20 protein-coding genes are annotated in these 24,184 nt (G+C 66.1%); 14 read left to right on the top strand and 6 right to left on the bottom strand.

Translation table 11 applies throughout. The features are described 5' to 3' along the window. From NTV05_00965 to NTV05_00920, 10 genes are all read left to right on the top strand, one after another. Positions 1 to 181: hypothetical protein (locus NTV05_00965; protein ID MCX6542965.1), on the top strand; the 181-nt coding region annotated here is incomplete at its 5' end. An 87-nt stretch (positions 182 to 268) separates the two neighbouring features. Continuing rightward, complete coding sequence (locus NTV05_00960) at positions 269 to 784, top strand: ribosome maturation factor RimP (protein ID MCX6542964.1); 516 nt, start codon at positions 269 to 271, stop codon at positions 782 to 784. A 2-nt stretch (positions 785 to 786) separates the two neighbouring features. Then, a complete protein-coding gene (gene nusA, locus NTV05_00955; GenBank protein MCX6542963.1) occupies positions 787 to 2,190 on the top strand; it encodes a transcription termination factor NusA in 1,404 nt (467 codons plus the stop codon). Positions 2,191 to 2,363: 173 nt separating this feature from the next. Further along, complete coding sequence (infB, locus tag NTV05_00950) at positions 2,364 to 5,204, top strand: translation initiation factor IF-2 (GenBank protein ID MCX6542962.1); 2,841 nt, start codon at positions 2,364 to 2,366, stop codon at positions 5,202 to 5,204. A gap of 38 nt (positions 5,205 to 5,242) precedes the next feature. Further along, positions 5,243 to 5,641 carry a 30S ribosome-binding factor RbfA gene (gene rbfA, locus NTV05_00945; GenBank protein ID MCX6542961.1) on the top strand — a complete coding sequence of 133 codons (399 nt, stop codon included), beginning with the start codon at positions 5,243 to 5,245 and terminating at the stop codon, positions 5,639 to 5,641. Further along, complete coding sequence (locus NTV05_00940; GenBank protein MCX6542960.1) at positions 5,631 to 6,623, top strand: bifunctional oligoribonuclease/PAP phosphatase NrnA; 993 nt, start codon at positions 5,631 to 5,633, stop codon at positions 6,621 to 6,623. The genes rbfA and NTV05_00940 overlap by 11 nt, the downstream gene beginning before the upstream one ends. 38 nt (positions 6,624 to 6,661) lie before the next feature. Continuing rightward, positions 6,662 to 7,594, top strand: coding sequence for a tRNA pseudouridine(55) synthase TruB (truB, locus tag NTV05_00935; GenBank protein MCX6542959.1), 933 nt, complete (start codon positions 6,662 to 6,664; stop codon positions 7,592 to 7,594). Positions 7,595 to 7,689: 95 nt separating this feature from the next. Next, positions 7,690 to 7,959: a 30S ribosomal protein S15 gene (rpsO, locus tag NTV05_00930; GenBank protein ID MCX6542958.1), complete on the top strand. Its 270-nt coding sequence runs from the start codon at positions 7,690 to 7,692 to the stop codon at positions 7,957 to 7,959. A 114-nt stretch (positions 7,960 to 8,073) separates the two neighbouring features. Then, positions 8,074 to 10,314 carry a polyribonucleotide nucleotidyltransferase gene (gene pnp, locus NTV05_00925; GenBank protein MCX6542957.1) on the top strand — a complete coding sequence of 747 codons (2,241 nt, stop codon included), beginning with the start codon at positions 8,074 to 8,076 and terminating at the stop codon, positions 10,312 to 10,314. 76 nt (positions 10,315 to 10,390) lie between these two features. Continuing rightward, positions 10,391 to 10,789, top strand: coding sequence for a cupredoxin domain-containing protein (locus NTV05_00920; GenBank protein ID MCX6542956.1), 399 nt, complete (start codon positions 10,391 to 10,393; stop codon positions 10,787 to 10,789). Between the two features lie 143 nt (positions 10,790 to 10,932). Here NTV05_00920 and NTV05_00915 read toward each other — a convergent pair whose 3' ends face one another. The 4 genes from NTV05_00915 to NTV05_00900 are packed head-to-tail and all read right to left on the bottom strand — an operon-like array spanning position 10,933 to position 18,433. Then, complete coding sequence (locus tag NTV05_00915; GenBank protein ID MCX6542955.1) at positions 10,933 to 12,123, bottom strand: M48 family metalloprotease; 1,191 nt, start codon at positions 12,121 to 12,123, stop codon at positions 10,933 to 10,935. 42 nt (positions 12,124 to 12,165) lie between these two features. Then, entirely contained in the window at positions 12,166 to 13,020 is an 855-nt protein-coding gene (locus NTV05_00910; protein ID MCX6542954.1) for a DUF4097 family beta strand repeat-containing protein, read from the bottom strand. A 60-nt stretch (positions 13,021 to 13,080) separates the two neighbouring features. Continuing rightward, complete coding sequence (smc, locus tag NTV05_00905) at positions 13,081 to 16,803, bottom strand: chromosome segregation protein SMC (GenBank protein ID MCX6542953.1); 3,723 nt, start codon at positions 16,801 to 16,803, stop codon at positions 13,081 to 13,083. Positions 16,804 to 16,810: 7 nt separating this feature from the next. Then, complete coding sequence (locus NTV05_00900; protein ID MCX6542952.1) at positions 16,811 to 18,433, bottom strand: S41 family peptidase; 1,623 nt, start codon at positions 18,431 to 18,433, stop codon at positions 16,811 to 16,813. A 205-nt stretch (positions 18,434 to 18,638) separates the two neighbouring features. Here NTV05_00900 and tatA point away from each other — a divergent pair, with 205 nt between their 5' ends. The 3 genes from tatA to NTV05_00885 are packed head-to-tail and all read left to right on the top strand — an operon-like array spanning position 18,639 to position 20,803. Beyond that, positions 18,639 to 18,899, top strand: coding sequence for a twin-arginine translocase TatA/TatE family subunit (gene tatA, locus NTV05_00895; protein ID MCX6542951.1), 261 nt, complete (start codon positions 18,639 to 18,641; stop codon positions 18,897 to 18,899). A gap of 19 nt (positions 18,900 to 18,918) precedes the next feature. Next, a complete protein-coding gene (gene tatC, locus NTV05_00890; protein ID MCX6542950.1) occupies positions 18,919 to 19,767 on the top strand; it encodes a twin-arginine translocase subunit TatC in 849 nt (282 codons plus the stop codon). Between the two features lies 1 nt (position 19,768). Beyond that, positions 19,769 to 20,803 (top strand): hypothetical protein, encoded by a 1,035-nt coding sequence (locus NTV05_00885; GenBank protein ID MCX6542949.1) that lies wholly within the window; start codon positions 19,769 to 19,771, stop codon positions 20,801 to 20,803. On the opposite strand, the gene proS is transcribed toward NTV05_00885, so the two are convergent. Further along, positions 20,800 to 22,260 (bottom strand): proline--tRNA ligase, encoded by a 1,461-nt coding sequence (gene proS / locus NTV05_00880; protein MCX6542948.1) that lies wholly within the window; start codon positions 22,258 to 22,260, stop codon positions 20,800 to 20,802. The two genes, NTV05_00885 and proS, sit on opposite strands and share 4 nt — an antisense overlap. A gap of 194 nt (positions 22,261 to 22,454) precedes the next feature. Here proS and aroB point away from each other — a divergent pair, with 194 nt between their 5' ends. After that, positions 22,455 to 23,561: a 3-dehydroquinate synthase gene (aroB, locus tag NTV05_00875; protein ID MCX6542947.1), complete on the top strand. Its 1,107-nt coding sequence runs from the start codon at positions 22,455 to 22,457 to the stop codon at positions 23,559 to 23,561. Here aroB and NTV05_00870 read toward each other — a convergent pair. Further along, positions 23,558 to 24,157, bottom strand: coding sequence for a hypothetical protein (locus NTV05_00870; GenBank protein MCX6542946.1), 600 nt, complete (start codon positions 24,155 to 24,157; stop codon positions 23,558 to 23,560). The genes aroB and NTV05_00870 overlap by 4 nt on opposite strands. Positions 24,158 to 24,184 lie beyond the last annotated feature (27 nt).

Below are 24,184 nucleotides of genomic sequence, written 5' to 3'. Positions count from 1 at the left end.
CTCGACCCGCTTCGTCCCGATCCCCTCCGCCCCGCAGGTCGACGTGTCTCTGCTCGCGACGTCGCCGCCGCCGCACGCGCCAGTCGTCTGTGCCGATCGCCCGCTGCGGCCCCGGCAACACCTCGGTTCCGAAACGGCTGACCTGGTGGTCCGGCCGTTGCCGGTCCAGGGCAGCGAGTGATATACTTAGCTGCTTTGGAAGTCCCGTCTGAGACTGCTGAAGTGGGTTCGGTACCCACTTTTTGTGTTTCAGGGGCCAGGAAATCACGTGGACACCACAGCCGCGACCAGTCGCCTCGAGAATATCCGGGCCATCGCCGAGCGTGTTGCACGCTCGCGCGGGCTGGAGGTGTTTGACATCCAGTTCCGGCGTGAGACGCAGGGCTGGGTGCTGCGGTTGTTCCTGGACAAGCCTGGCGCGGCGGTGGTCGCGGGACGGGCGGGGTCGGCCCTTGCCGGTGGTGTGACCATCGACGATTGCCGGGAGGTGAGCCACGAGGTCGGCGCGCTGCTCGACGTCGAGGACACCATCGGGCATCGGTACACGCTTGAAGTGTCGTCAGCCGGACTGGATCGGCCGCTGCGACGCGCGGACGACTACAGGCGCTTCGCGGGATGTCTGGCGAAGATGGTGCTCCTCGAAGCGGTGAACGGCCAGAAGCACCTCTCTGGCCGCCTCCAGGGTCTGGAGGGCGACGAGGTGCTGGTTGCGGATGTTAAAGGCCGGGTCCAGCGGATCCCGTTGGGGATCATTGGGCGCGCGCGGTTGGAAGTGGAGTTCTGAGCATGGCAGGCACGAATAACCCCGTCCAGCAGACCATTGAGGCCCTCGCCAAGGAGCGTGGCATCGAGCCCGATGTCGTCATCGCGGCCATCGAGGATGCGGTGCTGACCGCGTCGCGGAAGGTGTTCAGGGGCGGCGAGAATCTCAAGGCCCGCTTCAACGGCGAGACGGGCCAGGTGGAACTGGTCGCCGTCAGGACGGTAGTGGAACAGGTCGAGACGCCCGCCGTCGAAATCTCGATCGCGGAGGCTCGCGAACTGTATCTCGAAGCGTACGGCGAAGAAGTGGCCGCCAGCGTGGAACTGGGCGACGAGATGGAGTTCCCGAAGCCGACCGATCAGTTCGGGCGCATCGCCGCCCAGACGGCCAAGCAGGTCATCTTCCAGAAGGTGCGCGAAGCCGAGCGCGAGAACATCTTCGCCGAATACAGCGATCGGATCGGCGAAGTCGTCACCGGCATGGTGAAGCGCTTCGAAAACGGCGACATCATCATGGAGATCGGCCGGATCGAGACGATTCTGCCCCGCAAGGAACAGTCGAGGGCCGAGAGTTACGCGCCCGGCGATCGGGTGCGCGCGGTGATCAAGACCGCGACGCGCAGCACGAAGGGGCCGCAGATCGTGCTGTCACGCACCGACCCCGCCCTGCTCGTCAAGTTGTTCGAGCAGGAGGTCCCGGAAATCTATGACGGCACCGTGGTGATCAAGGGCGCCGTGCGCGAAGCGGGCGACCGGGCGAAGGTGGCCGTGTATTCGCGCGAGCGCGATGTCGACCCGGTGGGCGCGTGCGTCGGCATGAAGGGCACGCGCGTCCAGGCGATCATCCGCGAGTTGCGCGGCGAGAAGATCGACATTGTCGACTGGTCCGACGATCCCGTCTACTTCGTCACCAACGCGCTCAGCCCCGCCAAGGTCCAGCGTGTCACCATCGTCGATGATGAAGAGAAGGTGATGGAAGTCGTGGTCGAAGACAAGCAGTTGTCGCTGGCCATCGGCAAGAAGGGCCAGAACGTCCGCCTGGCCGCGAAGCTGACCGGCTGGCGCATCGACATCAAGAGTGATGAAGAGAAGCGCAAGGAGGTCGAAGCCCAGTTGACGGGATTTGACGCCGTGCCGGGCGAGGGTGAAGGCGAGAGTGAAGGCGCGGGCGAGGCCGCACCTGCAACCGGGATCGCGGATGAAGGGGTTCTGGTTCTGCCGGATATTCACGACGAGGTCATCGCCGCGCTTCGGCAGGGCGGCTACCGATCGGCGGCGGCCGTCGTTGGGGCGGATCGGGCGGCCATGACAGTGCTTGGCCTCGACGACGAGACGATTGATGCCGTTGTCGCCGCGGCTCGAGCGGAGGTTGAGCGTGCCGCTGCGGAGACGCCCGCGGACGGCGTCGAATCCGGTACGGAATCCTGAGTCCTTCGAGTCATAAGTTCGGCGACGAACTTATTCCTTCAGGACTCAGTGCTGAGCGAGCGTTTTGAGCGGATAGTCGGGCGAGAAGACGTCTCCATACTTGCGAGTCGAAGCGCTGAGGTGCGGGTTCGCACCTCCGGCAAGTCGGCTAACAGACTAGGTCGAGGTCAGCGTTGTCAACTGTTCGGATCTACAAGATCGCGGAGTTGCTCGGCACCACGAGCCAGGAAATCGTCGCACTGCTCAAGCGCGATCACGGCATCGAGCTCAAGAGTGCGTCGAGCACGGTCGAAGAGATCGTTGCCCACCAGTTCGTGTCGCGCCTGGCGCGCACGCGGGGGATCACGCTGCCAAAGGGTGACATCTTCGCCGAGGGCGCCGCGTCCAAGGTGAAGAAGGGCGGGACGGCAAAGAAGGTCGAGCCGCCGCCGCCACCGCCGAAGCCGTCGATGCCGCCGCCGCGTCTGGTGAAGACCGTCAAGGTTCCGCACCCGGTCGAAGCGCCGGTCGAGCCGGAAGCGGAGGCGGTGGTCGAGTACGAGCCTGTTGCGGCGCCAGAGGTCGAGCCCGAACCGATCGTCCTGGAACCTTTGCCAGTCCATGAGCCAGTTCCGGTCCATGAGGCACCGGCGTCCGAATCTGTGCAGGCCGCCGAGCCGGAACCTGCGCCGGTCGCTGCCGAGCCTGTCGAGGAAGACGCGCCGGTTCTCGCAGTGGTCGAGGAACCCGTTGCTCCAGCCGTTCCGCCGCCGGCTCCGGCCGTCGGCCGTTTTGTGCCGTCCACGTTGCGACTGAGGGTCGAGGAACCGCGCAAGCACGTTCCGCTTCAGCCCGTCGCTCGTCCGCTTCCGCCCCGGCTGCCAGTACGCCCTGCGGCGGCCACAGGCACCGCGGCGACGCCAGCGGCGAAATCGCCTGCGCCTTCGGCCGCGCCGAAGGCCCCGATGGCCGCCCGTCCAGGGGCGGCGACAACCGACAGACCGGCCGTGAGACCGCCGTACAGCACCCGACAGCCGGTGACGGGAGGCCCACGGCCCCTGCCGTCGCAGCCGCTGCGCACGCAGCAGCCGGGCATGCCCAGTGGCGGCGCGCGGCCTGGGGCGCCGACGGCGCCTCCGAGGCCAGTGGTTGGCCGGCCGGCTCCGCGGCGACCGATGGGACGCCCAGGGGGACGCATGGCCCGGCGCGGCCCCAGCCGGGACACGTCGACTCCGACCGCAGCGATCGAGTCGACGCCGCCGCCAGTAACCCGCACGATCACCCTGGCCGAAGGGATGACGGTCAAGGATCTCAGCGACAAGCTCGATATCCGCGCCAAGGAGATCCTCAAGAAACTGCTCGACCGGCGCATCATGGTCACCATCAACACGACGCTCGACACCGAGATGGCGACGTCGCTGGCGCGCGAATCCGGCGCCGAGGTCAAGATGCGCAGCTTCGAGGAAGAAGTCCTCGAGGTCAGCACCGAGGACAGCCAGCCCGAAGATCAGGTGACGCGCGCCCCGGTGGTGACGGTCATGGGCCACGTCGACCATGGCAAGACGACGCTGCTGGACGCAATCCGCGAGACGAAAGTCGCCGAGGGCGAGGCCGGCGGTATCACCCAGCACATCGGCGCCTACCAGGTCGTGGTCAATAACCGGCCGGTGGTGTTCCTCGACACGCCGGGCCACGAGGCCTTCACCCTGATGCGAGCGCGCGGCGCCCGCGTCACCGATATCGTCATCCTCGTTGTGGCCGCCGACGACGGCGTCATGCCGCAGACGCGCGAGGCCATCGACCACGCGCGTGCGGCGGGCGTGCCGATCATCGTGGCCATCAACAAGATCGACAAGCCCGACGCCAACCCGGATCGGGTGATGAAGGATCTGGCCGACCTGGGCCTGATGCCCGAACAGTGGGGAGGAAAGACCGTCACCGTGCCGGTCTCCGCCAAGAAGCGGCAGAACATCGATCTGCTGCTGGAAATGATCCTGCTGGTGACCGACATCGGGGAGCTGAAGGCCAACCCCAAGGCCCCGGGCCAGGGTGCGGTGCTCGAAGCCAAGCTGGACAAGGGCCGCGGCCCGGTGGCCACGGTCCTCATCCAGAACGGCACCCTGCGGGTGGGTGACACGGTGATTGCGGGTTCGGTCATCGGCAAGGTCCGCGCGCTGTTCGACGACCGCGGGCATCCGATCAAGCTGGTCGGGCCGTCCTCGCCTGTTGAAGTGCTGGGCCTGACGGCATTGCCCCAGCCGGGCGACACGTTCCAGGTCATCGCGGATCAGGCCAAGGCGCGCCAGGTGGTGACCTTCAGGCAGACGCAGGCCAAGGATCGCGCCCTCGGCGCCAAGTCGTCGCGTTTGACGCTCGAATCGCTCAAGCAGCAGATCGTCGACGGGGCGATCAAGGAGCTCCCCATCGTCGTCAAGGCCGACGTGCAGGGCTCTGCCGAAGTGCTGTCAGACACGCTCGGCAAGCTGTCCGACGACAAGGTGAAGGTCCGCATCATCCACTCGGGAGCTGGCGCCATCAACGAGTCGGACGTGCTGCTGGCGGCGGCCTCCAACGCCATCATCATCGGCTTCAACGTGAGGCCGGACCGCAACGCGGCCGACCTGGCCGAGCGCGAAACCGTCGAGATCCGGCAGCACTCGGTCATTTATCACGTGACCGACGAGATCAAGAAAGCGATGCTGGGTCTGCTCGAGCCGACGTTCCGCGAGGTTCGCATCGGGTCGGCCGAAGTGCGCGAGACGTTCAAGGTGCCCAAGTTCGGCACCATCGCGGGATGCATGGTCGTCGAGGGCCGCGTGGCGCGCACGGGAGACTTGCAGTCACGCCTCGTGCGCGATCACGTCGTCGTCCACGACGGCAAGATCGGATCGCTGCGCCGGTTCAAGGACGATGTCAGCGAGGTGAAGTCGGGAGCCGAATGCGGAATCGGCTTCGAGCGCTTCAACGACATCAAGGTCGGCGACGTGATCGAAGTCTACATGATTGAGAAGATCTCGCCGCTGGCGACCGCGTAGACGAGCGGTGCCGGCGCGCTGACCCCCGAGACACCCGCATGGCCCAGGGATTTCGACCCGATCGGCTCGCTGACCAGATCCGCGCGGAAACGAGCGAGATTGTCGCCCGCGAAGTGCATGATCCCAAGGTCGGCCTCATCACGATCACCAAGGTCCAGGTGACCGCTGATCTGCAGATCGCCCGCGTGTTCTACACGACGATGACCAGCGGGACCGCGCGGGCGGACACGGCCAAGGCGCTCCAGCGGGCCACGCCGTTTGTCAGGCATCAGTTGGCGGGCCGGCTGACGCTTCGCCGCATGCCGGAGATCGAGTTCCGGTTCGATCAGTCGGTCGAGCAGCACGACCGGATCGAGAAGCTGATCCAGCAGATTCACGAGGAAGAAGCCAGCCGGGAACCCGAGACCCGAGAGGACGAGCCCCCGCATGAGCAGTAGTGCCACCCCCTGTCGCGACGTCTGTGACCAACTGCGCCGGTATCAACGGATCGTGGTCACGTCGCACGTGAGGCCCGATGGTGATTCCATCGGATCGGCGCTCGCGCTGGCCAGCGCCCTGCGGGCCGTCGACAAGGACGCCTGCGTCATCAACCACGACCCGGTGCCGGTGCCACTGGCCGAGTTCCCTGGAGTCTCGGACATCGTGGTGGCTGAGGCGGTGCCGGCAGGTACCGAGGCGCTGGTCGTACTCGAATGCGGCGATCTCTCGCGCACCGGGCTCAGCGGGCTTGATCACTGCGTCGTCATCAACGTCGACCATCACCAGGGCAACTCTGGCTACGGGGATACGCGCTGGTTCGATACCACCTACGCGGCCGTCGGCGAAATGGTGTTCGAGCTGATCGACGCACTGGGTGCCCCGCTGACCGCCGAGATGGCCACGCAGTTGTTCCTCGCCATCGTGACGGACACGGGATCCTTCCGCTATCCGGGCGTCTCGCCGCGGACCTTCGCGATGTCCGGCCGGCTGGTCGCCGCCGGTGCGGATCCGGTCCTGACTGCCGAGCGGCTGTACGACAGCAACACGCTGGGCCGGCTGCGCCTGCAGGGCGCGCTGCTGAGGTCGCTCGATCTGCAGGCATCCGGACGCCTTGCCCTGCTGCACGTCGACGATGCCACGCTGGCGGCGGCCGGAGCGATACCGGCGGACACCGACGGACTGATCAATCTTCCGTTGAGCGTGAAGCGCATTCAGGCCGTCGCGTTCTTCAAGCAGGCTGGAGACGGCACGTACCGCGTCAGCTTCCGCTCAAAGGGCCGGGTCGATGTCGGGGCCGTCGCGCGCAGTTTCGCGGGCGGCGGGCACCGGAACGCGGCGGGCTGCACGATTGCCGGCGATCTGCCCCACGTTCGCGAGACCGTGCTGGCACGCCTCGTGCCAGAGTTGGCCCCCCTCCCGGCGGCCGAACCAGGCCAGTGACGGATCGCTTCAACCCGCAACAAGAGTTGGGTTCTTCTGTGGAGCGACCGACGGCCCCGAAACAGACAGCCGACCGTGGCGGCATGCTGGTTCTCGACAAGCCCGCCGGCATGTCCTCGCACGACGTCGTCGCGGTCGTGCGACGGACTTTGCGAAACCTGAAGATCGGACACACCGGGACGCTCGATCCGTTTGCGACGGGTGTGCTTCCGCTTGTGGTCGGGCAGGCCACGCGCCTCGCCCAGTTCTATTCTGGCGCCGACAAGGAGTACGACGCCAGGATTCGCCTGGGACGCGCCACTGATTCCTACGACGTGACCGGATCGGTCACCTTCGAGGCTCCCGCTGGAAGTATTCGGCCATCAGCCGAGGCCGTCGCCGCCACACTCAGAGGTCTTGTCGGCCCCCTGATGCAGGTTCCGCCCGCGTATTCGGCCAAGATGACCGAGGGGGTTCGGGCGTATGAGCGGGCCCGGCGCGGGATCGCCGTCGAGCTCCAGGCGTCGGCTGTCACGCTCCACCAGGCGGAGGTCGTGGGAATGGAGGGCGACCTGGTCGACATCCGTCTCACGTGTTCAGCGGGCTTCTACGTCCGGTCGCTCGCCCACGACATGGGCGTCTCACTGGGAACGGGAGCCTCTGTTGAGAGCCTTCGCCGGACACGAAGCGGAGCGTTCGGCCTGGATTCGGCGGTGACGCTGGATGCTGTGCCGGATCAGCGGGAGACCCTGCTGACGCGGATGATCCCCCTCGACACGCTGCTACAAGAGTTCCCGGCCGTCGTCGTCACCGAGGCCGGAGTGCAATACGTGAGGCATGGGCGCAATATCGGACCGTCAGAGCTTCGCGACGCGGCCAGCGGGCGACCATGGCCCGATCGCGTGAGGCTGGTCGGACCCGACGGGGCCCTGCTGGCCATCGCGGAGCCGGCACCGGGGCCGGTTTTGCATCCGGCGGTCGTGGTGATGTAACATATTCCTTTTGAAGGTGCAGGAAATTCTGTGACGGCGGTGCCGGGCCGAGTCGGGAGACGAGGATCTGGACCGTTCGTGGAGGCGAAACTGACGTGGCCCTGACCAAAGAGCGAAAGACCGATCTCATCAAGTCGTTTGAGACGCACGACGGCGACACCGGTTCCCCCGAAGTCCAGATTGCGATCCTGAGCGAGCGCATCAACTACCTGACCGAGCACTTCAAGGTCCACGCTAAGGACCATCACTCGCGCCGCGGCCTGCTGATGCTGGTCGGCCACCGTCGGCGCCTCCTGGACTACGTCAGAGGCAAGGATAACGCGCGGTACGTGACGATTATCCAGCGCCTTGGCATACGCAAGTAGGTGGCCGGGCCGGCAGGCAGGTGTTTCCCGTCGGCGGCCGTCTCGTGCCTGGGATCCGTACGCGACGGTGGCAGGTTTCGGGACTGACGATTCCTTTGCAGAAAGACAGACATCATGCATAAGAAAGAACTGACGCTCGGTGGCCAGACGCTGTCGATCGAAACGGGCCGGCTCGCCAAGCAAGCGAATGGCTCGGTCATCGTCCGCTACGGCGACACGGTCGTGCTGGTCACGGCGTGCAAGGCCGCCAACCAACGCGTCGGCATCGACTTCCTGCCGCTCACGGTCGACTACAAGGAGTACACGTACGCGTCGGGTCGGATTCCGGGCGGTTTCTTCAAGCGCGAAGGCAAGTCCACCGAGAAGGAAGTGCTGACCAGCCGCGTGATTGACCGGCCGCTCCGGCCTCTGTTCCCGTCGGGCTGGCATTATGAGACGCAGATCATCGCGCTGGTGCTGTCGGCCGACAAGAACTACGACCCGGACGTGCTGGCCCTGACTGGCGCCTCGGCGGCGCTGGCAATCTCGGACATTCCGTTCCAGAAGACCCTGGCCGGCGTGCGCGTGGGCATGGTCGATGACGCACTGGTCATCAACCCGACCTACGAACAGCGCAAGCGCAGCCTGCTCGATCTGGTGGTCGCCGGCACGCGCGACAGCATCGTGATGGTCGAGGCCGGCGCGAAGGAGATCAGCGAAGAGCACATCGTCAAGGCGCTCGAGGCGGCCCACGCGGCCATCAAGGAAATGGTGGACGCGATCGACGAGCTCGCGAAGGTGTGCGGCAAGCCCAAGGCGACTGTCGAGACCCCGGCAATCGGCCCCGACTTCTATCGCGAGGTCGAAGAGCAGATCTTCGTCCCGCTCAGCGAGGCCATGCACGTCCGGGGCAAGCTCGAGAGTTACGAGCGCGTCGACCAGGTGCTCGACGACCTGGTGGCGTCGATTCCGGAAGAGGAAGTCCAGCGGAAGACCGAAGCCAAAGTCATCTTCAAGGAACTCAAGGAAAAGGTCCTGCGGGAAGAGATTCTGGAACGCGGGCTGCGGCTCGACGGTCGCGCGTTCGACGAGATTCGCCCGATCTGGTGCGAAGTCGGCCTGCTGCCCCGGACGCACGGATCGGCCGTGTTCACGCGCGGCGAGACCCAGGCGCTCGTCACCACGACGCTCGGCACCTCGGACGACCAGCAGAAGATCGAGACCGTCGACGGCGAGACCTATCGGCGGTTCATGCTGCACTACAACTTCCCGCCCTTCTCGGTCGGTGAAGTGGGCTTCATGCGCGGTCCCGGTCGTCGCGAGATCGGGCACGGCGCGCTGGCCGAGCGGGCGCTGCTGCCCATGATGCCGGCGGAGGACAGGTTCCCATACACGGTTCGCGTGGTCTCCGACATCCTCGAATCGAACGGGTCCTCGTCGATGGCCAGCGTGTGCGGCGGGACGCTGTCGATGATGGATGCCGGCGTGCCGCTCAAGGCGGCCGTCGCGGGCATTGCGATGGGCCTCGTCATGAACGAGACGACCGGTAAGTACGCCGTGTTGACCGACATCGCGGGCGCCGAGGATCACTACGGCGACATGGACTTCAAGGTGGCCGGCACGGCGGAAGGCGTCACGGCCCTGCAGATGGATATCAAGGTCACCGGCGTCACGACCGCGGTGATGACCGCGGCGCTGGCGCAGGCGCGCAAGGGCCGTCTCGAGATCCTCGAGAAGATGAGACAGACGCTGGCGGCGCCGCGCGCCGATGTGTCCTCGTGCGCGCCGCGCATCGTCACGATCAGGATTCCGGTTGACAAGATCCGCGACGTCATCGGGCCGGGCGGCAAGATGATCCGGAGCATCATCGAGCGGACCGGCGTGAAGATCGACGTCGAAGACGACGGCCAGGTGAACGTGGCCTCGGCCGACGACGCGTCGGCCCGCAAAGCGATTGGGATCATCCAGGAGCTCACGGCGACGGCCGAACTCAACAAGACGTACATGGGCAAGGTCCAGCGCATCACGGATTTTGGCGCGTTCGTCGAGATTATGGCCGGCACCGACGGTCTTTTGCACGTCTCGGAAATCGCGCGTCATCGAGTCAAGGATGTCCGCGAGGAGCTCGAGGAAGGCCAGCAACTGCTGGTCAAGGTCATCAGCATTGATCCGTCCGGGAAGATCCGCTTGAGCCGCAAGGCGCTGCTCGAGGAAGAGGGCGGGCCTGCCGCCGAGGATGGCGGAGAACCGACCCCGGCGCCGTCGGATGGCAGCGCGCCGCCGCGAACGGATCGCGAACAGGGGCATGGGGGCCATCACGATCGCGAACGCGGCGGACGGCCTGGTGGGCCTCCGCGCGGACGGGACCGACGGTAGGAAGGCTTGTCAACCGGTAGAATCGGTACTGCGGCCGTGTGACCGCGCCGGGCGTCTCAATGAGAGGAGGCTGCCGATGACACTGCACGTGCTGGCTCGCCGGATTTTAGTTCTGATCGTGCCTCTGGCCGTGGCGGCCGCCGTGATTGCCGGCGGGGCCCGGCCGGCCGACGCTCAGGAACCCGCTCGCCACGTACTCGTCATCAAGGTCAGGAAGTACCAGTTCTCCGTCCCTCGAATCGAAGTCGCACAGGGCGATGTCGTCCAGGTCACGCTGGTTGCCGAAGACGTGCCGCACAGCTTCACGGTGGACGAGTACCGCATCGCGAAGCGCGCGTCGCCGGGCAAGCCCGTCACGTTCGAGTTCCGGGCCGATCGCGCCGGCACATTCCCGTTCTACTGCAACCTGACAAGCGATGACGCCGGCTGCAAGCAGACGCGCGGCCAGTTGATCGTCTCCGCACGCCGGCCATAGAGGCGATCCTCGTGTCCACCCTGCAATAGGGCAACCCGAGGGGATCGCCCCTCCCTGGATTCGTCATTCCGGCCAGTCATTCCGCCGTCGCCTTGACGCGATAGAGGGGGCGAAGGCGAAACGCCGGTAGTTTTCCGATCCGATCACGACTCGGTGGATTGTCGGGCGGCCCAGGCGCGGGCAAACGCCAGCCGGTCGCTCAGCGGCGGATGTGTGTAGAAGAACAGGCGGGCGAACGTCGAAGGGGCCTCCTCCGCCAGGTTGGAGGCACCCAGCCGCTTCATCGCGGTGATGAACGCGGCGGGACTGCGCGTGGTGTCGAGCGCAAACTGGTCGGCGCGGCGCTCCCGCCAACGCGAAATGGCATTCAGCAGAGGCAGCGAGAGTGCCGACACGCACATCGCCGTCAACAGCAGCAATGGCAGCCCCGCCGGGTCGGCTTCGCCCAGGAGACCGAGCCACGGGACCAATCGGCCGAGGACGATGTTGCCGGCCCAGAAGCCGAGACCGACGAAGACCGCCTCGAGCCCGAGCGCCCACCAGAGGTCGCGGGACACGTGATGAGACAGCTCGTGGGCGAGGATGACCTCGATCTCGTCCTCCGAGTAATCTTTGACCAGCGTGTCGGACAGCAGGATCCGTCGTGTCCGGCCGAATCCTGTCAATGCCGCGTTCGCGCGCGACGTCCTGTCGCTGAGCCGCCATTCGTAGATGTCGGTCGCTCCGGTGCCGACGCGCTGACACAACGCCGTCAGCCGCTTTCGCAGCGAGTCGTCCTGGAGCGGGTTGAGCTTGAAGAACAGCGGAATGAGCACCACTGGTGCCAGCCACGTCAGGATGACGCTGACCACGACAGCCCCCGCCGTCGCGACGAGCCACCATCCGTCGCGCCAGAGCGTCAACGTGAGATAGACGAATCCGGCCGAGAGTCCCCAGAACAGCAGGCCAATCGCCAGGGCCTTGAGATGATCCCGACCCCACTCACCGACCGTCTGGCGCGACAGGCCGTACCGCCGTTCGAGGACAAAACCGGTGAACAACGCCAGCGGGAAGGCGACGATCTCGTGGGCGAGCGCAACGGCGAGCGCGCAGAGAAAGGCCACCGTCGGCACAAACACGAAATCGGGCAGGGCCGACGCGTTCAGCGGGGTGGTGGCCCAATCGGCCAAATGGTGCGGCCCGCCCGGCCCCAGAAGCCCGGCAGCCCAGCCTCGCAACCGGAGGGACCCGCCCGTCACGAGCAGCAGCGCCAGCAGCGAGACAGCCCACGCCGCCGCTATGATGGCGGAGCGGCGACGAAGTCGATGGAATCGTGTGGCTTTATCCTCGTTCATGCGTCGCAGGGCCGTGTCAGAACGAGGGAGCCCCGGGCCGGCCTACTTGCGGCTGTCCCTGGCCTTCTCCTCGTCGCCAGCTCCGGCCAATCTTACTCGAATGCCCCCGTTGACGGTCTCGAGTCTGAGCAAGGCGCCGCCCCCATTGATCTTGCCGTCCACGCGACGCGAGTTGCTGCCGGAGTCCTTCTCGAACGGCAGGTCCGTCACGGAAACGCCGCCGTGCACGCACCGCGCGGCAACTGTCGCCTTGGCGCCAGCCGGAAGCCTGAGCTCGATCCCGCCGTTTGTTGTTTCGAGCCTCACGCCGTCCGGTCCAAGGCTGGCCATCTGGATGTCGAGACCGCCGTTGGTCGAGGAGACGTCCACAGAATTCCCGAGTCCACGAGCCTTGACGCCTCCGTTCGTGGTTTCGGCCGTCACACCGCCCATCATGCCGGTGACCTCAATCACGCCGTTCACGTTCTGCAGGTTGACCTTGACGGACCGCGGCACGCGCAGCGTGAACTTGACGCCGACAGCGTTGCGAGAGCGGGGATGCCTGGCCTCGAGTCTGAGCCGGCCTGGCGTCGCGTCTTCCTTGATTTCGACCTGCTTGAGAGACTCCTTAGCGGCTTCCTCTGTCGCGCCTCGGGCCGTAATCGTCGCCTTCACATCGACGGTGTCGCCATCGACGGCTTCCACCGTGATCGGCCCGTTCGTATTCACGAGTTCGAGGGCCGCGGCGGGCCCATCGAGCTTGAACGTCTTGGCGTAGACCCGTTCGGCTTTGGCCCTGCCGCCGCCGAACTCCCCATCCATCTGGTTGATGACCACGTCGCAGGCCACGAGGCTGGCGGCGGCTCCCATCACGATCGCGGCCGAGCACATTCGTCGAATCTGGCGCAGGTACGGCATGGATCCCTCCCCACCCAATTTTGACGACTCCCGCAATCCGGATGTTCCCGAACCTGCCATTCAGTTGAGCTTGACGGAGATCAGCTTCGACACGCCGGGTTCCTCCATGGTCACGCCATACAGCCGGTCGGCAATCTCCATGGTCTTCCGGTTGTGAGTAATCAGGATGAACTGGGTCTGCGCCTGCATGACCCTCAAAAGATCGAGGAACCTGCCGGTATTGGCGTCGTCGAGCGGCGCGTCAATCTCGTCGAGCACGCAGAACGGGCTTGGCTTGAACCGGAAGATGGCGAACATCAGTGCGATCGCGGTCAACGCCTTCTCGCCGCCCGACAGCAATTGGACGTTCTGGAGGCGCTTGCCCGGCGGCTGCGCGATGATCTCGATGCCGCTCTCGAGGACGTCGTCTTCGTCGAGCAGCGCCAGACTGGCTCGGCCTCCGCCGAACAATGACACGAACATGTCCTGGAAGTGCAGATTGATCGCATGAAACGCTTCGCGGAACCGTTCGCGGGTCGTGTGGTCGATCTTCTTGATGGCCTCGCCGGTCGAGGCGATCGAATCGATCAGGTCCTTCCGCTGCGTCGTGAGGAACGAGTGCCGCGACTCGAGTTCGTCATACTGCTCGATGGCCATCATGTTGACCGGGCCGAGCTTGTCTATCTTGCGCCGGAGTTCGGTGATGGCGTCTTCGGGTGTCAGCGCACGCGGCGCCGGCTCTGCCACCGGCGTGCCCTCCACGGGGGCCGCTCCCGTGTCGGCGGGCGCCTGGATCCGCTCGCCGTCCTCCGCCGTTTCGTCCTCAGGTTCGTCGGCGTAGATCGCCCGCCAGTCGGGACTCACCTCCCCGTCCCGTTCCAGTTGCTCGACTTCGGTCACGACCGACGCGAGATCGGTCTGGAGCGTCTCGACGCAGAGAGACGTGAGATGCGTCAGGTCGCTCTCGGCCTTGGCGCGCCCAATCTCGGCCTCTGACAACGACGACCGCACCCCGTCCAGCGCTCGCCTGGCCTCGCGGATGGTCGATTCCTGCTGGTCGCCCTGCTGCCGGACGAGCCCCGCCGCGTCGTCGGCGCTCCGCACCGTCTCGCGCGCGGCGTCCAGCGCCGCCAACGCGATGTCGAGGGCTCGCGTAGCCTCGACCAGTTCCTGACGGAGACGATCCTGTTCGCCGCCGATCTGCTGCTGCTCTTCGCGTCTGGCCAGGAGTCGGGCTTCGATTTCCCGGCAGGCTTCCTCGAGGCGTCCGGCTTCGAGCGAGACGGTCGCCGCCCGTTCGACCAGCCGTGCGTGTTCCGCCATCGCGTCTCTGACGAGTTCGCCTCGCAGTCGTGACTCGTCGCGTGCATCGAACAGACGGCGCTGGGCCGCGCCGAGTTTCTCATCAACCAGGCGCTGCTCGTCGGCCAGACGCGCCACCGACTGCCTGGCTTCCGCCTGTCTCGCCTCGAGACCGGCGATCTCTTCGTCTCCGCGGCGAATGTCGAGCGCCACGACCGATCGCTTCTGATCCACGCGCTGGGCCTGCTCGGACGCCTGCGCCACTCGCAGTTCGAATTCGACGATCGCCTTCTCGTAGACGTGGACCTCGTCAGACATCGCGTCAATCGCGGCCGTCGCCTCTGCCGCGCGGCGATCGACATCGGCAAGTGTCGATGCCGACCTCGCCACATGGGCGCGCTCGATCTCGAGGCGTTCGCGGGTCTGCCGGATGTCGCCCTTGGTCTGGAGGATGCCCCCCTGATCGTGGTGTCCGGCCCCACCCCACACCAGATTCGCGCCGCGACAGACCTCGCCGGCTCGTGTCGCGACGGGCATGGTGGTCTGACGTGCCGCCGCGACCGCCTCGGCAAACGTCTCGGCAATCCAACCGCCGGTGACAAACGGGCGCAGGGCTCCGGCACAGGCCCCGGACACCGAGACCACCGCGTCGAGTGGCGTCAGGCCTGGCAACGCTTCTGCCGGCGTTCGTCCGGCCGGGATCGCCGGTGCCCCATCGACGACCACGAACCCACAACGCCCGGCGCCTCTCGTGCTGACCAGACCCAGGGCGCGCTCCGCCTCCTCATGGGTGGGCACGACCACGAACTGCAGCGTATCTCCCAGGCACGCCTCCACGGCGTGCTCGAAGCCGGGCTTGACGTCGAGATAGTCGGCCACCGAACCAAGATGACGGACCTCGCCCGCCGACTCGGCCAGCACGAGTCGGGCGGCGTCGCCGTAGGCGGTGCGGGCGGATTCGAAACGTTCGAGCGAATCGAGTCGGGCCGCCAGGCCCGCCAGTTCCTGCTCGGCGTCGCGGAGCGTCTGGCCCGCGCGTTCCCGCTCTGCCTTCAGGCCAGTCAACTCGACGTCGCGGGCCCTGCGTGCCCCGTTGACCGCATCCAGCCTGAGGCTGGCTCCGGCAAGCGACGTCGCGGCGCCGTCGTGGTCGGCCTGTGCCCGGGCCGCTTCGACGTCCAGATCGGAGACTTCCGCGGTCCAGCGGGCAATATCCCGCGACACGCGCTCACTGGCGCTGCTGGCGTTGTCGATCGCGTGCTGAAGCGCCGACGCGGCACTGGCGGCGGCGAACTGCTCGCTTCGCGCCGCCTCGACATCGGCTTCGAGGCCTTCAAGCACGCCCTGGACGGCGGCGTGGGCCTGATTGGCCTCAGCGAGCGCGGCCGCGGCCGACTCGCGGTCCTGTGCGGCGCGTTCAGCTTCCTGCTGTTTGGCGGCCGCCCCTTCGGAAGCCGGTCCCCGCCGCAAGCCGAGCGTCTCGATTTCCCCCGCGATGTCGGTCGCGCGCCGGCCGAGCGACGTAACCTGCTCCTCGTCGTTCTGAATGCGCTGCTCGAGACGCCCAATCTCGACTTCGTGGGTATGCGCGGCGTCGCGCGCAGTGCGGGCCGCGCTCTCCAGTTGCACCAGTTCGAGGCGAAACCGTTCAAGTTCGGATTCCAGATGCGCCAGGTGTCCGGAAGCGCCGACTTCGGCCTCTTTGATCTGGACGATGCGCGCTTCGGCGGACCGAATTGCCTGGGCCAGCACGCGCTGGCGCCTCGCCACCTGCACCTTCTCCCACCGCCGCAATTCGTCGCGCAGCCGCTGGTGGCGCCGGGCCTTGGCCGCCTGCCGCTTCAGCACGCCGCGCTGCTTCTCGATCTCGAAAACGATGTCGTCGATTCGCGTCAGGTTCTGCTGTGACGCTTCGAGTTTCAGTTCCGCCGCCCGGCGGCGAGCCTTGTACTTCGTGACGCCGGCCGCCTCCTCGATCAGTTGACGCCGGTCTGTCGGTCGCGAACTCAGGATGAGGCCGATCTTCCCCTGCTCGATAATCGCGTAGGCCTTGGCCCCCAGCCCCGTGTCCATCAGCAATTCGTGGACGTCCCGCAATCGCACGATCTCGCCGTTGATCAGATACTCGCTCTCGCCAGACCGGTACAGGCGGCGGGTCACCTCGACCTCGCGCACCATCGGCCGTCCTTCGTCATCGACCAGATCTGGCGTCGTGCCCGTCCCGCGCTCGGGCAGGACCGGGACGCCGGCCAGCATCAGGCGAACCTCCGCCGCGGCGTTCGGCTTGCGGGCGTCGCTGCCGCCGAAGATCACATCCTCCATGCGATCGCCGCGCAGGCTCTTGGCGCTCTGCTCGCCGAGCACCCACACGATCGCATCAGCGACGTTGCTCTTGCCGCAGCCGTTCGGGCCGACGATCCCCGTGACGCCACGGTCGAACGACAGCTCGGAACGGTCACAGAAGGACTTGAAACCGGTGATTTCCAGACGCTGCAAACGCATCGGGCCGCTATTTCTCTCCAGGCGTGGACTTGGCGTGGGCCATCCTGGCCAACCGCTCGGCCTCCGGGAAGAGGCCCAGGGCGAGTTGTGCCTGAGGGTCGGTGGCAATCAGGTGACGCCGGGCGTCGCTGACGGTCCACAGGTTGAGGTCGATCTCGTAGCGAATCATCGACTTGATGAACACGAGATCCTGGGCAAAGGCGGTTTCGTCAATCTTGACGTGCTCGGCCTGCAGGTACTGGCGGAAATCCTCGACCATGGCGTCATCAACGACAAAATCCTTTGCCACGGACTTGCGGTCGTGGGATGCCGCGGCGATGCGCGTGTCGCCCACCGCAGAAAACTTCTGAGCGTAGAACGAAAACGACTGGCGCGCGTAGAGCGATCGTCCGAATCGCGACGGGTTGAATCCTTCGATCGGGCCCTCGAGACGATGATCGGGTTCGATGCCGCCGCCGCCGTACACCTTGCGCCCGGAGTCTGTGTAGCGCAACTGCGCCGACGGGTGTTCGCGCTCCACACTCTGGTCTTTCATGCCGTAGTTGAGGTACTCGTCAAATGTGCCGTCCCACGGGCGCTGAATCAGCCGTCCGCTCGGAGTGTAGTAGCGCGCCGTGGTCAACGCCAGGCCCGCTCCCTCGCTGATCCGGTAGACCGACTGCACGAGCGCCTTGCCGAACGTCGTCTCGCCAACGATGAGCCCGCGATCGTGGTCCTGCAGGGCACCGCTCACGATCTCCGCCGCGCTGGCGCTGCCGCGGTTCGTCAGCACGATCAGCGGCACCGCCGTGTACTCGCTCTTGTCGGCGGCGCGGAAGTCCTGATCGGAATTCGGCACGCGGCCGCGCGTGTACACGACCATCTGGCCGGGCTGGAGGAACTTGCTCGACACCTTGATGGCCTGATCCAGCGGCCCGCCGGGATTGAGGCGCAGGTCGAGCATCAGCCGCTTCATGCCCTTCTCAGTGAGCGCCTTGAGCGTTGCGGTCAGGTCGTTGTCGGTCTGCTGCGCGAAATCCTGCAGGCGGATGTACCCCGTGGTCTCATCAATCATGAACGAGGCGGGAATGGTCGGGATGTTGATCTCGTCGCGCGGCACGTCGAGTTCGATCAACTGGTCGAAGCCCCGGCGCTTGAGCGACAGGTGCACCAGCGTGCCTCTGGGACCGCGCATCCGTTTGGCCGCCTGGTCGGAGGTCCACCCCTTCGCGCTGTCGCCGTCGACCTTGGCGATGACGTCCCCGCGGCGCACGCCCTTCTTGTAAGCGGGCGAGCCCTCGAACAGAGCCACCGCGGTCACGTCGCCGTCGATCGTCTGGATCGTGATCCCCAGACCGAAGTACCGCCCGCCCTGCCGTTCCTGCATCTGCGCATACGTGCGCGGATCGAGAAACGTGGAATGCGGATCCAGCGTCTGCAGCATGCCGGCGATGGAACTGTAAACCACGCGATCGGCCGGCGTCTTCTCGACGTAGGTCGTCTCGATGAGCCGAACCGCGGTCGTGTAGGCGCGATAGCGCTCGGGCAGCCGCTCCTGGCTCACGACCGTGGATCGGCCCACCCAGCCGCCCGCCACGGCCGACACCACGAGCACCAAGAACACCAACACCACCAGTCGCGTTGTCCGCATGAGGAAATCGTACCAGATAACTGCTGGTGCGGCAACGAGTTCGCCTCGATCCAGCCGCGCCGCCTCCTTGACCGTTCGGTGCCAGGGTTCCTATAATTGAGTTGGTGCTCTTGCGATCCTCATTCCCGTGACCCGTGGGGTTCGGACGGTCAGACGCTGGCCACCCGAGGCCGGGCATGCGGCGCAGGAACCCATTGGAGTTGTCATGGGTCCCATCGGCATGCCGGAGTTGATCGTCATCCTGGTCATCGCGCTGATCATCTTCGGACCGCGGAAGCTGCCCGAGCTCGGCCGATCGCTCGGTAAGAGCATCGCCGAGTTCAAGCGTGCTTCGAATGATCTGAAGAATACGCTCGAAGAGGAAATCCGAGTCGAGGAGGGAAAAGCGACGTCCACCGCGAGGCAGGTCCCTCCCGCCGAGCACGTGACGCCACCGTCTGGGCCGACGTCCGGCCAGATCTCGTAGATCGCCCTAGCGCCGATCGATGGACCTGCCATTTCGCCGTCACCCGCCGACCGAGATCGGCCCGCCCCGCTCTGCCCTGCTCGCGCCGGTTGATCCGGATTATCCGGATGAGGCCGACGATGACGGCGCCGGGAAGATGTCGTTTCTCGAACATCTGGACGAACTCCGGAAACGGCTGACCGTGTCGGCGATCGCCCTGGCCGTGGGTGTGGCCATCGCGTTCCTCTTCATCAACCGCATCTTCGACTTCATCATGCTGCCGCTCGCCAGCGCGATGCCGAAGGGATCGAGCCTGATCGCCACCGAGCCGACCGAGGCCTTCATGCTGTACATGAAGATCGCGTTGCTGGCCGGCGTCGTCATCTCCGCGCCCGCGATTACGTGGCAGCTGTGGCTGTTTGTCGCGCCTGGACTCTACTCGAAGGAGAAGCGCTTCGCGATACCCTTCGTCTTCCTGGCGTCGGTGTGTTTCGTGGCCGGCGCGGCCTTCTCGCACTACTTCGTCTTTCCGTGGGCGTGGGCATTCCTGTCCAACTTCAAGCCCGAGTACATGCTGTTCATGCCGAAGATCGAGGCGGTCTTCTCGCTGTACTCGGTGATGCTGCTCGCCATGGGCATCATCTTCGAGATGCCCGCGGTCGTCTTTCTGCTGGCACGCATGGGCCTGGCCACTCCGGGCTTCCTGTGGCGCAATCTCAAGTACGCCATCCTCATCATCTTCATCGTCGCGGCGGTCATCACGCCGAGCGGCGACATGATGACGCAGACGCTGATGGCCGCTCCCATGATCGGGCTCTACCTCATCAGCATCATCATCGCCTGGGTGTTCGGGAAGAAGCGGAAGGTCGAGGCGACCGAAGAGGAGTAGGGTGACGATTCGCAAGTCGGCCGCTTCGGAGATCCGACAGGTTCTCGCACATTTGAGCGACGCCGACCCCCTGGCGCGGGAGGCCGCGCTGGCCCGCCTCAGCGTGGCGGGTGTCCGCGCGGTGCCGCATCTGCTCGATGCGCTGGATTCGACGACCTCTCCGGTGGCGCGGGCGCTCGTGTTGAAGGCGCTCGAAGCCTCTGGCGACAGGCGATCGGTCGATGCGGCGCTCGGGGTGCTGCACTCGCGCGCCACCGACCCCAAGGTCGCCTCGGCAGCCGTTCGATTGCTCGGCAGCCACCTTGACGCGGCGGAATCCGATCGCGCCCTCGACGCGCTGAGTGCGATTGTGCTGGATCCGGCGTACCGGCAGGCCCTCCGCCTCGAGGCCCTCGCCGAGCTCGAGCGCCTGCCCGCCCGGCTGATTGCGCCCATCCGGAAGTGGCTCGAGGCTGATCCGGACGAAGCGATCCGGCGCCGCGCCGGAGTTCAGGGCGCCTCAGACGAGACGAAGCCAGACGATCAACTGGCGCGGCTTGACCTGGTGGCCGACGGTCAGCCCGCCGATCCCGCGGCGTTGAGACGGTGGGTGCAGGCCGCCGGGGGCGACGCGTCACTCTCGACGCTGCACCGCCTGGTCGAGACGGCCCGCGCGCGGGAACAGCAGGCGCCATCGGCGGCAGACGGCGATGAATGGCGCGCGGTGCGCGGCGTGATCCACCTGGCGCTGGCAACTCGAGGCAGCCGCGTCGCGATCTACGACCTGCGCGAATCGCTGGCCCAGGCCAACGCCCCACTATCCGACGATTTCGTGGCGGCGCTGCGCCTGGTGGGTGACGCGACGTGTCTCGAACCCATCGTGGCCGCGATCGCCCGGATGCCCATCGACATTGAGACACGGGATCACCGGAGCCGTGACGGCCTGGTGGACGCGGGCCGCGCCATCGTCGCCCGAGAAGGGTTGACCCGACGGCACGCGGCCGTGAAGAAGATGCTGAAAGCGTGGCCTGACGCGGGCGCTCAAGTGTTTTCTTAGTACGCTTTCGCGAACCGGGCGTCCGCCACCGCCGGCTTGCCGCACTTGATGCACGTGCCACCCGCCGGCCCGCCCTCCATCGGCAAATTGCGTATCGTGGCCTGAGTCTCCGTCTTGATTTCCGCCTCGCACGCGTCGGTGCCGCACCACGGCGACACGACAAAGCCGGGACGGCCGTCCATGATCTGCTTGAACTCGTCGTACGAGGACGTTTCGGTCGTGTGATCGCGCTGGAACGCCAGCGCCCGATCGAACAGGTTCTGCTGGATCGCGTCGAGCAGGTCCTTGACGCGGCCGGTCAGTCCGTCCATCGGCGTCGGAATCTTCTCGCGTGTGTCGCGCCGGGCGAGCATCACCTGGTGCTTCTCGATGTCCTTCGGCCCGATTTCGAGCCGCACCGGCACGCCGCGCAGTTCCCACTCGGAGAACTTCCAGCCTGGCGTGTAGGCGTCGCGGTCATCGAGCATCACGCGCATCCCGCCGGCGACCAGCGCGGCCTTGATCTCCTGCGCCCGCGGCAGGACGGTCTCGCGCCAGTTCCCGCGAGGGATCGGCACAATGACGACCTGGTACGGCGCCACGCGCGGCGGCAGCACCAGGCCCGTCTCGTCGCCGTGCACCATGATGACGGCGCCGATCAGCCGCGTCGTCATGCCCCACGATGTGCCCCAGATGTACTGCAGCGACTTGTCGCGCGCCTGAAACTGAATGTTGAACGCCTTGGCGAAGTTCTGGCCGAGGTTGTGAGACGTTCCGGCCTGCAGCGCACGCCCGTCGCCCATCAGCGCCTCGATCGAGTACGTGCGCGACGCCCCGGCGAACTTCTCGCTGTTTGACTTGCGGCCAGCCACGACTGGCATCGCCAGTTCGGTTTCGCAGAACTCTTTGTACAGCGCCAGAATCTTCAGCGTCTCTTCTTCGGCCTCTTCCGCCGTCTCGTGCGCCGTGTGGCCTTCCTGCCACAAGAACTCGGTGGTGCGCAGGAACAGGCGCGTCACCTTCTCCCAGCGAATGATGTTGGCCCACTGGTTGATCAACACGGGCAGGTCACGCCACGACTGGATCCACTTGGCGTACATCGTCCCGATGATCGCTTCAGACGTCGGGCGCAGCAACAGCGGTTCGTCGAGCTCCTCGGTGCCGCCTTTCGTCACCCAAGCCACCTGCGGGGCAAACCCCTCGACGTGCTCCGCCTCCTTCATCAGGAGGCTCTTGGGAATCAGCAGCGGGAAATACGCGTTGACGTGGCCCGTGGCCTTGATGCGATCGTCCAGCCCGCGCTGGATGAACTCCCAGATGGCGTAGCCGTACGGCCTGATCACCATGCAGCCCTTGACCGGCGAGTAGTCGGCCAACTCGGCACGACGGACCAGATCCGTGTACCACCTGGAGAAATCCTCAGACTGTGGCGTAATCGCGGTGATGAGCTGTTCCTTGTTGTCGTCTTTCTCGGCCATCTTTGTTGATCCTGCTAGAGAGCTGCATGCACATCATCGTGCGGAGCGAAACGCGTATTCGGCACCCCGGATTCCGGCGTACGCCGGAATGACGGGTCGGGAATGCGCTTCCTTCGTCGGCGTCAACTGCAGATGTTATCCTACCATTGACCGCGCGGTGCCCGGGACACTCCGAGGACGCGCCTTTCGTAGCTATGCCATCACCGATTCGCATCGATGTCGTGACTCCGTCGCGTTCGTACCCCGTGCTGGTGGGATCGGGCCTGCTCCCGCAGCTGCGGCACGCACTGGACGAAGCCGGGTGCGGGACCCGCCGGTTCGTGGTGTCGAATCAGACCGTCTGGCGCTTCTGGGGCGACGCGGTTCGCGAGGCGCTGCCTGGCGCCGAAGCGATCATGGTGCCCGACGGTGAGCGATTCAAGATCCTGCCGACGGTGGCACGGATCTACGAGACACTGCAGCGGGCCGGCGCGGATCGGTCCTCGGCGCTCATCACGGTCGGCGGCGGGGTCGTCGGCGACATCGGCGGTTTCGCGGCGGCCACCTACATGCGCGGTATCACGCTGGTGCATGTACCGACGACGCTGCTGGCCCAGGTGGATGCGTCGGTCGGCGGCAAGGTCGGCGTCAACCTGGCCGGCGGCAAGAACCTCGTGGGCGCCTTCCATCAGCCGGCGCTCGTGGTGACCGATCTGGATACGCTGCGGACATTGCCGCGCCGGGAGTTTCGCGCAGGGATCTACGAGATCATCAAGTACGGCGTCGCGTGCAGCCCGAACCTGTTCGTTCAGCTGCAGGGAGGTCTCGGCCCGATCTCAAAACGCGACGTCGCCACGCTGATTCCCGTCATTGCGGACTGCTGCCGGATCAAGGCGGAGATTGTCGGAGGCGACGAACGCGAGGCCGGCCCCCGCAGACTGCTGAATTTCGGTCACACGGCGGGACATGCGTTCGAGTCGCTGACCCGCTACCAGCGCTTCCTCCACGGAGAGGCGGTGGCGTACGGCATGCTGGTCGCCGCCGAACTGGCGGTCGCGCGAGGGCTGATGCGCGCCGATGATCGGGACGCACTGGCGAGCATGATCGCGCAGCTCGGGCCGCTGCCTCCACTTGGAGATCTCTCGGCTCCCCAGACAATCGAGCTTATGCGGCGGGACAAGAAGGTCCACGAGGGACGCCTGCACATGGTCCTTCCCTCCACAATCGGAAGGGCCACGATCGTCGAAGATGTCGGTGACGACGAACTGATGCGGGCGCTGAGCGCTGTCGGTCTGGCCGAAACGGCCGAGGGCTCTTCTTAGCGCAGCCAGCCCGGGGGAACACCAGCCCGCCGAGCCTCTTCTTCGATCGCCGCCGCCTTGTTCTGGAGGTCCTGCTGTTCCTTCGTGAGCCGGTCCAGCTCATTCAAGGCTCGCTGGCGCTCGCCGGCAATCACGGCGCGCTGGGCCGGGTCGTCGCGCGAGGTGAAGTCGGCCCACAACCCGTTGATCCGGCTCTGGAGTGAATCGAGGTACACCTTGTTCCGATCGATCTGGTCTCGAACATCGCCGATCCGTTTGCGCCAGTACTCCGGGGTCGTCGCGACGTCACCTGGCGGCGTCGCCGCTGAAGCGCCGGTGGCCGCCGCGGCACCTGCGGCCGGTTTCGCCAACGGGTCGTCTGCGGGCTTTGGCGTGACAGGTGCCGGCCCGGGAGGCGTTGGAATCGTTTCTCCCGGAACCTGGACGAGATTGTCGTTCGTATAAACCTTGGCCGGGCCTTTGACGGCCTTCCGGCGTGCCGCTTCCTGACGCGCGGCCTCGACCAGCGACTGGGCGGATCCCGGACGCACTCCGCCACAGAAGGCGGCCATCACGCCGATTCCAACCACGATGCGCCAACGCGGGGTGATCGTCATTCCTGCTTTGCTCCCGAAGCGGCCAGG

The sequence above is a fragment of the Acidobacteriota bacterium genome, from assembly GCA_026393755.1.
Taxonomy (GTDB): Bacteria; Acidobacteriota; Vicinamibacteria; order Vicinamibacterales; family JAKQTR01; genus JBAXOX01.
Note: the sequence above shows the minus strand (reverse complement) of the source record. Positions and strands in the feature narration are given on the sequence as shown.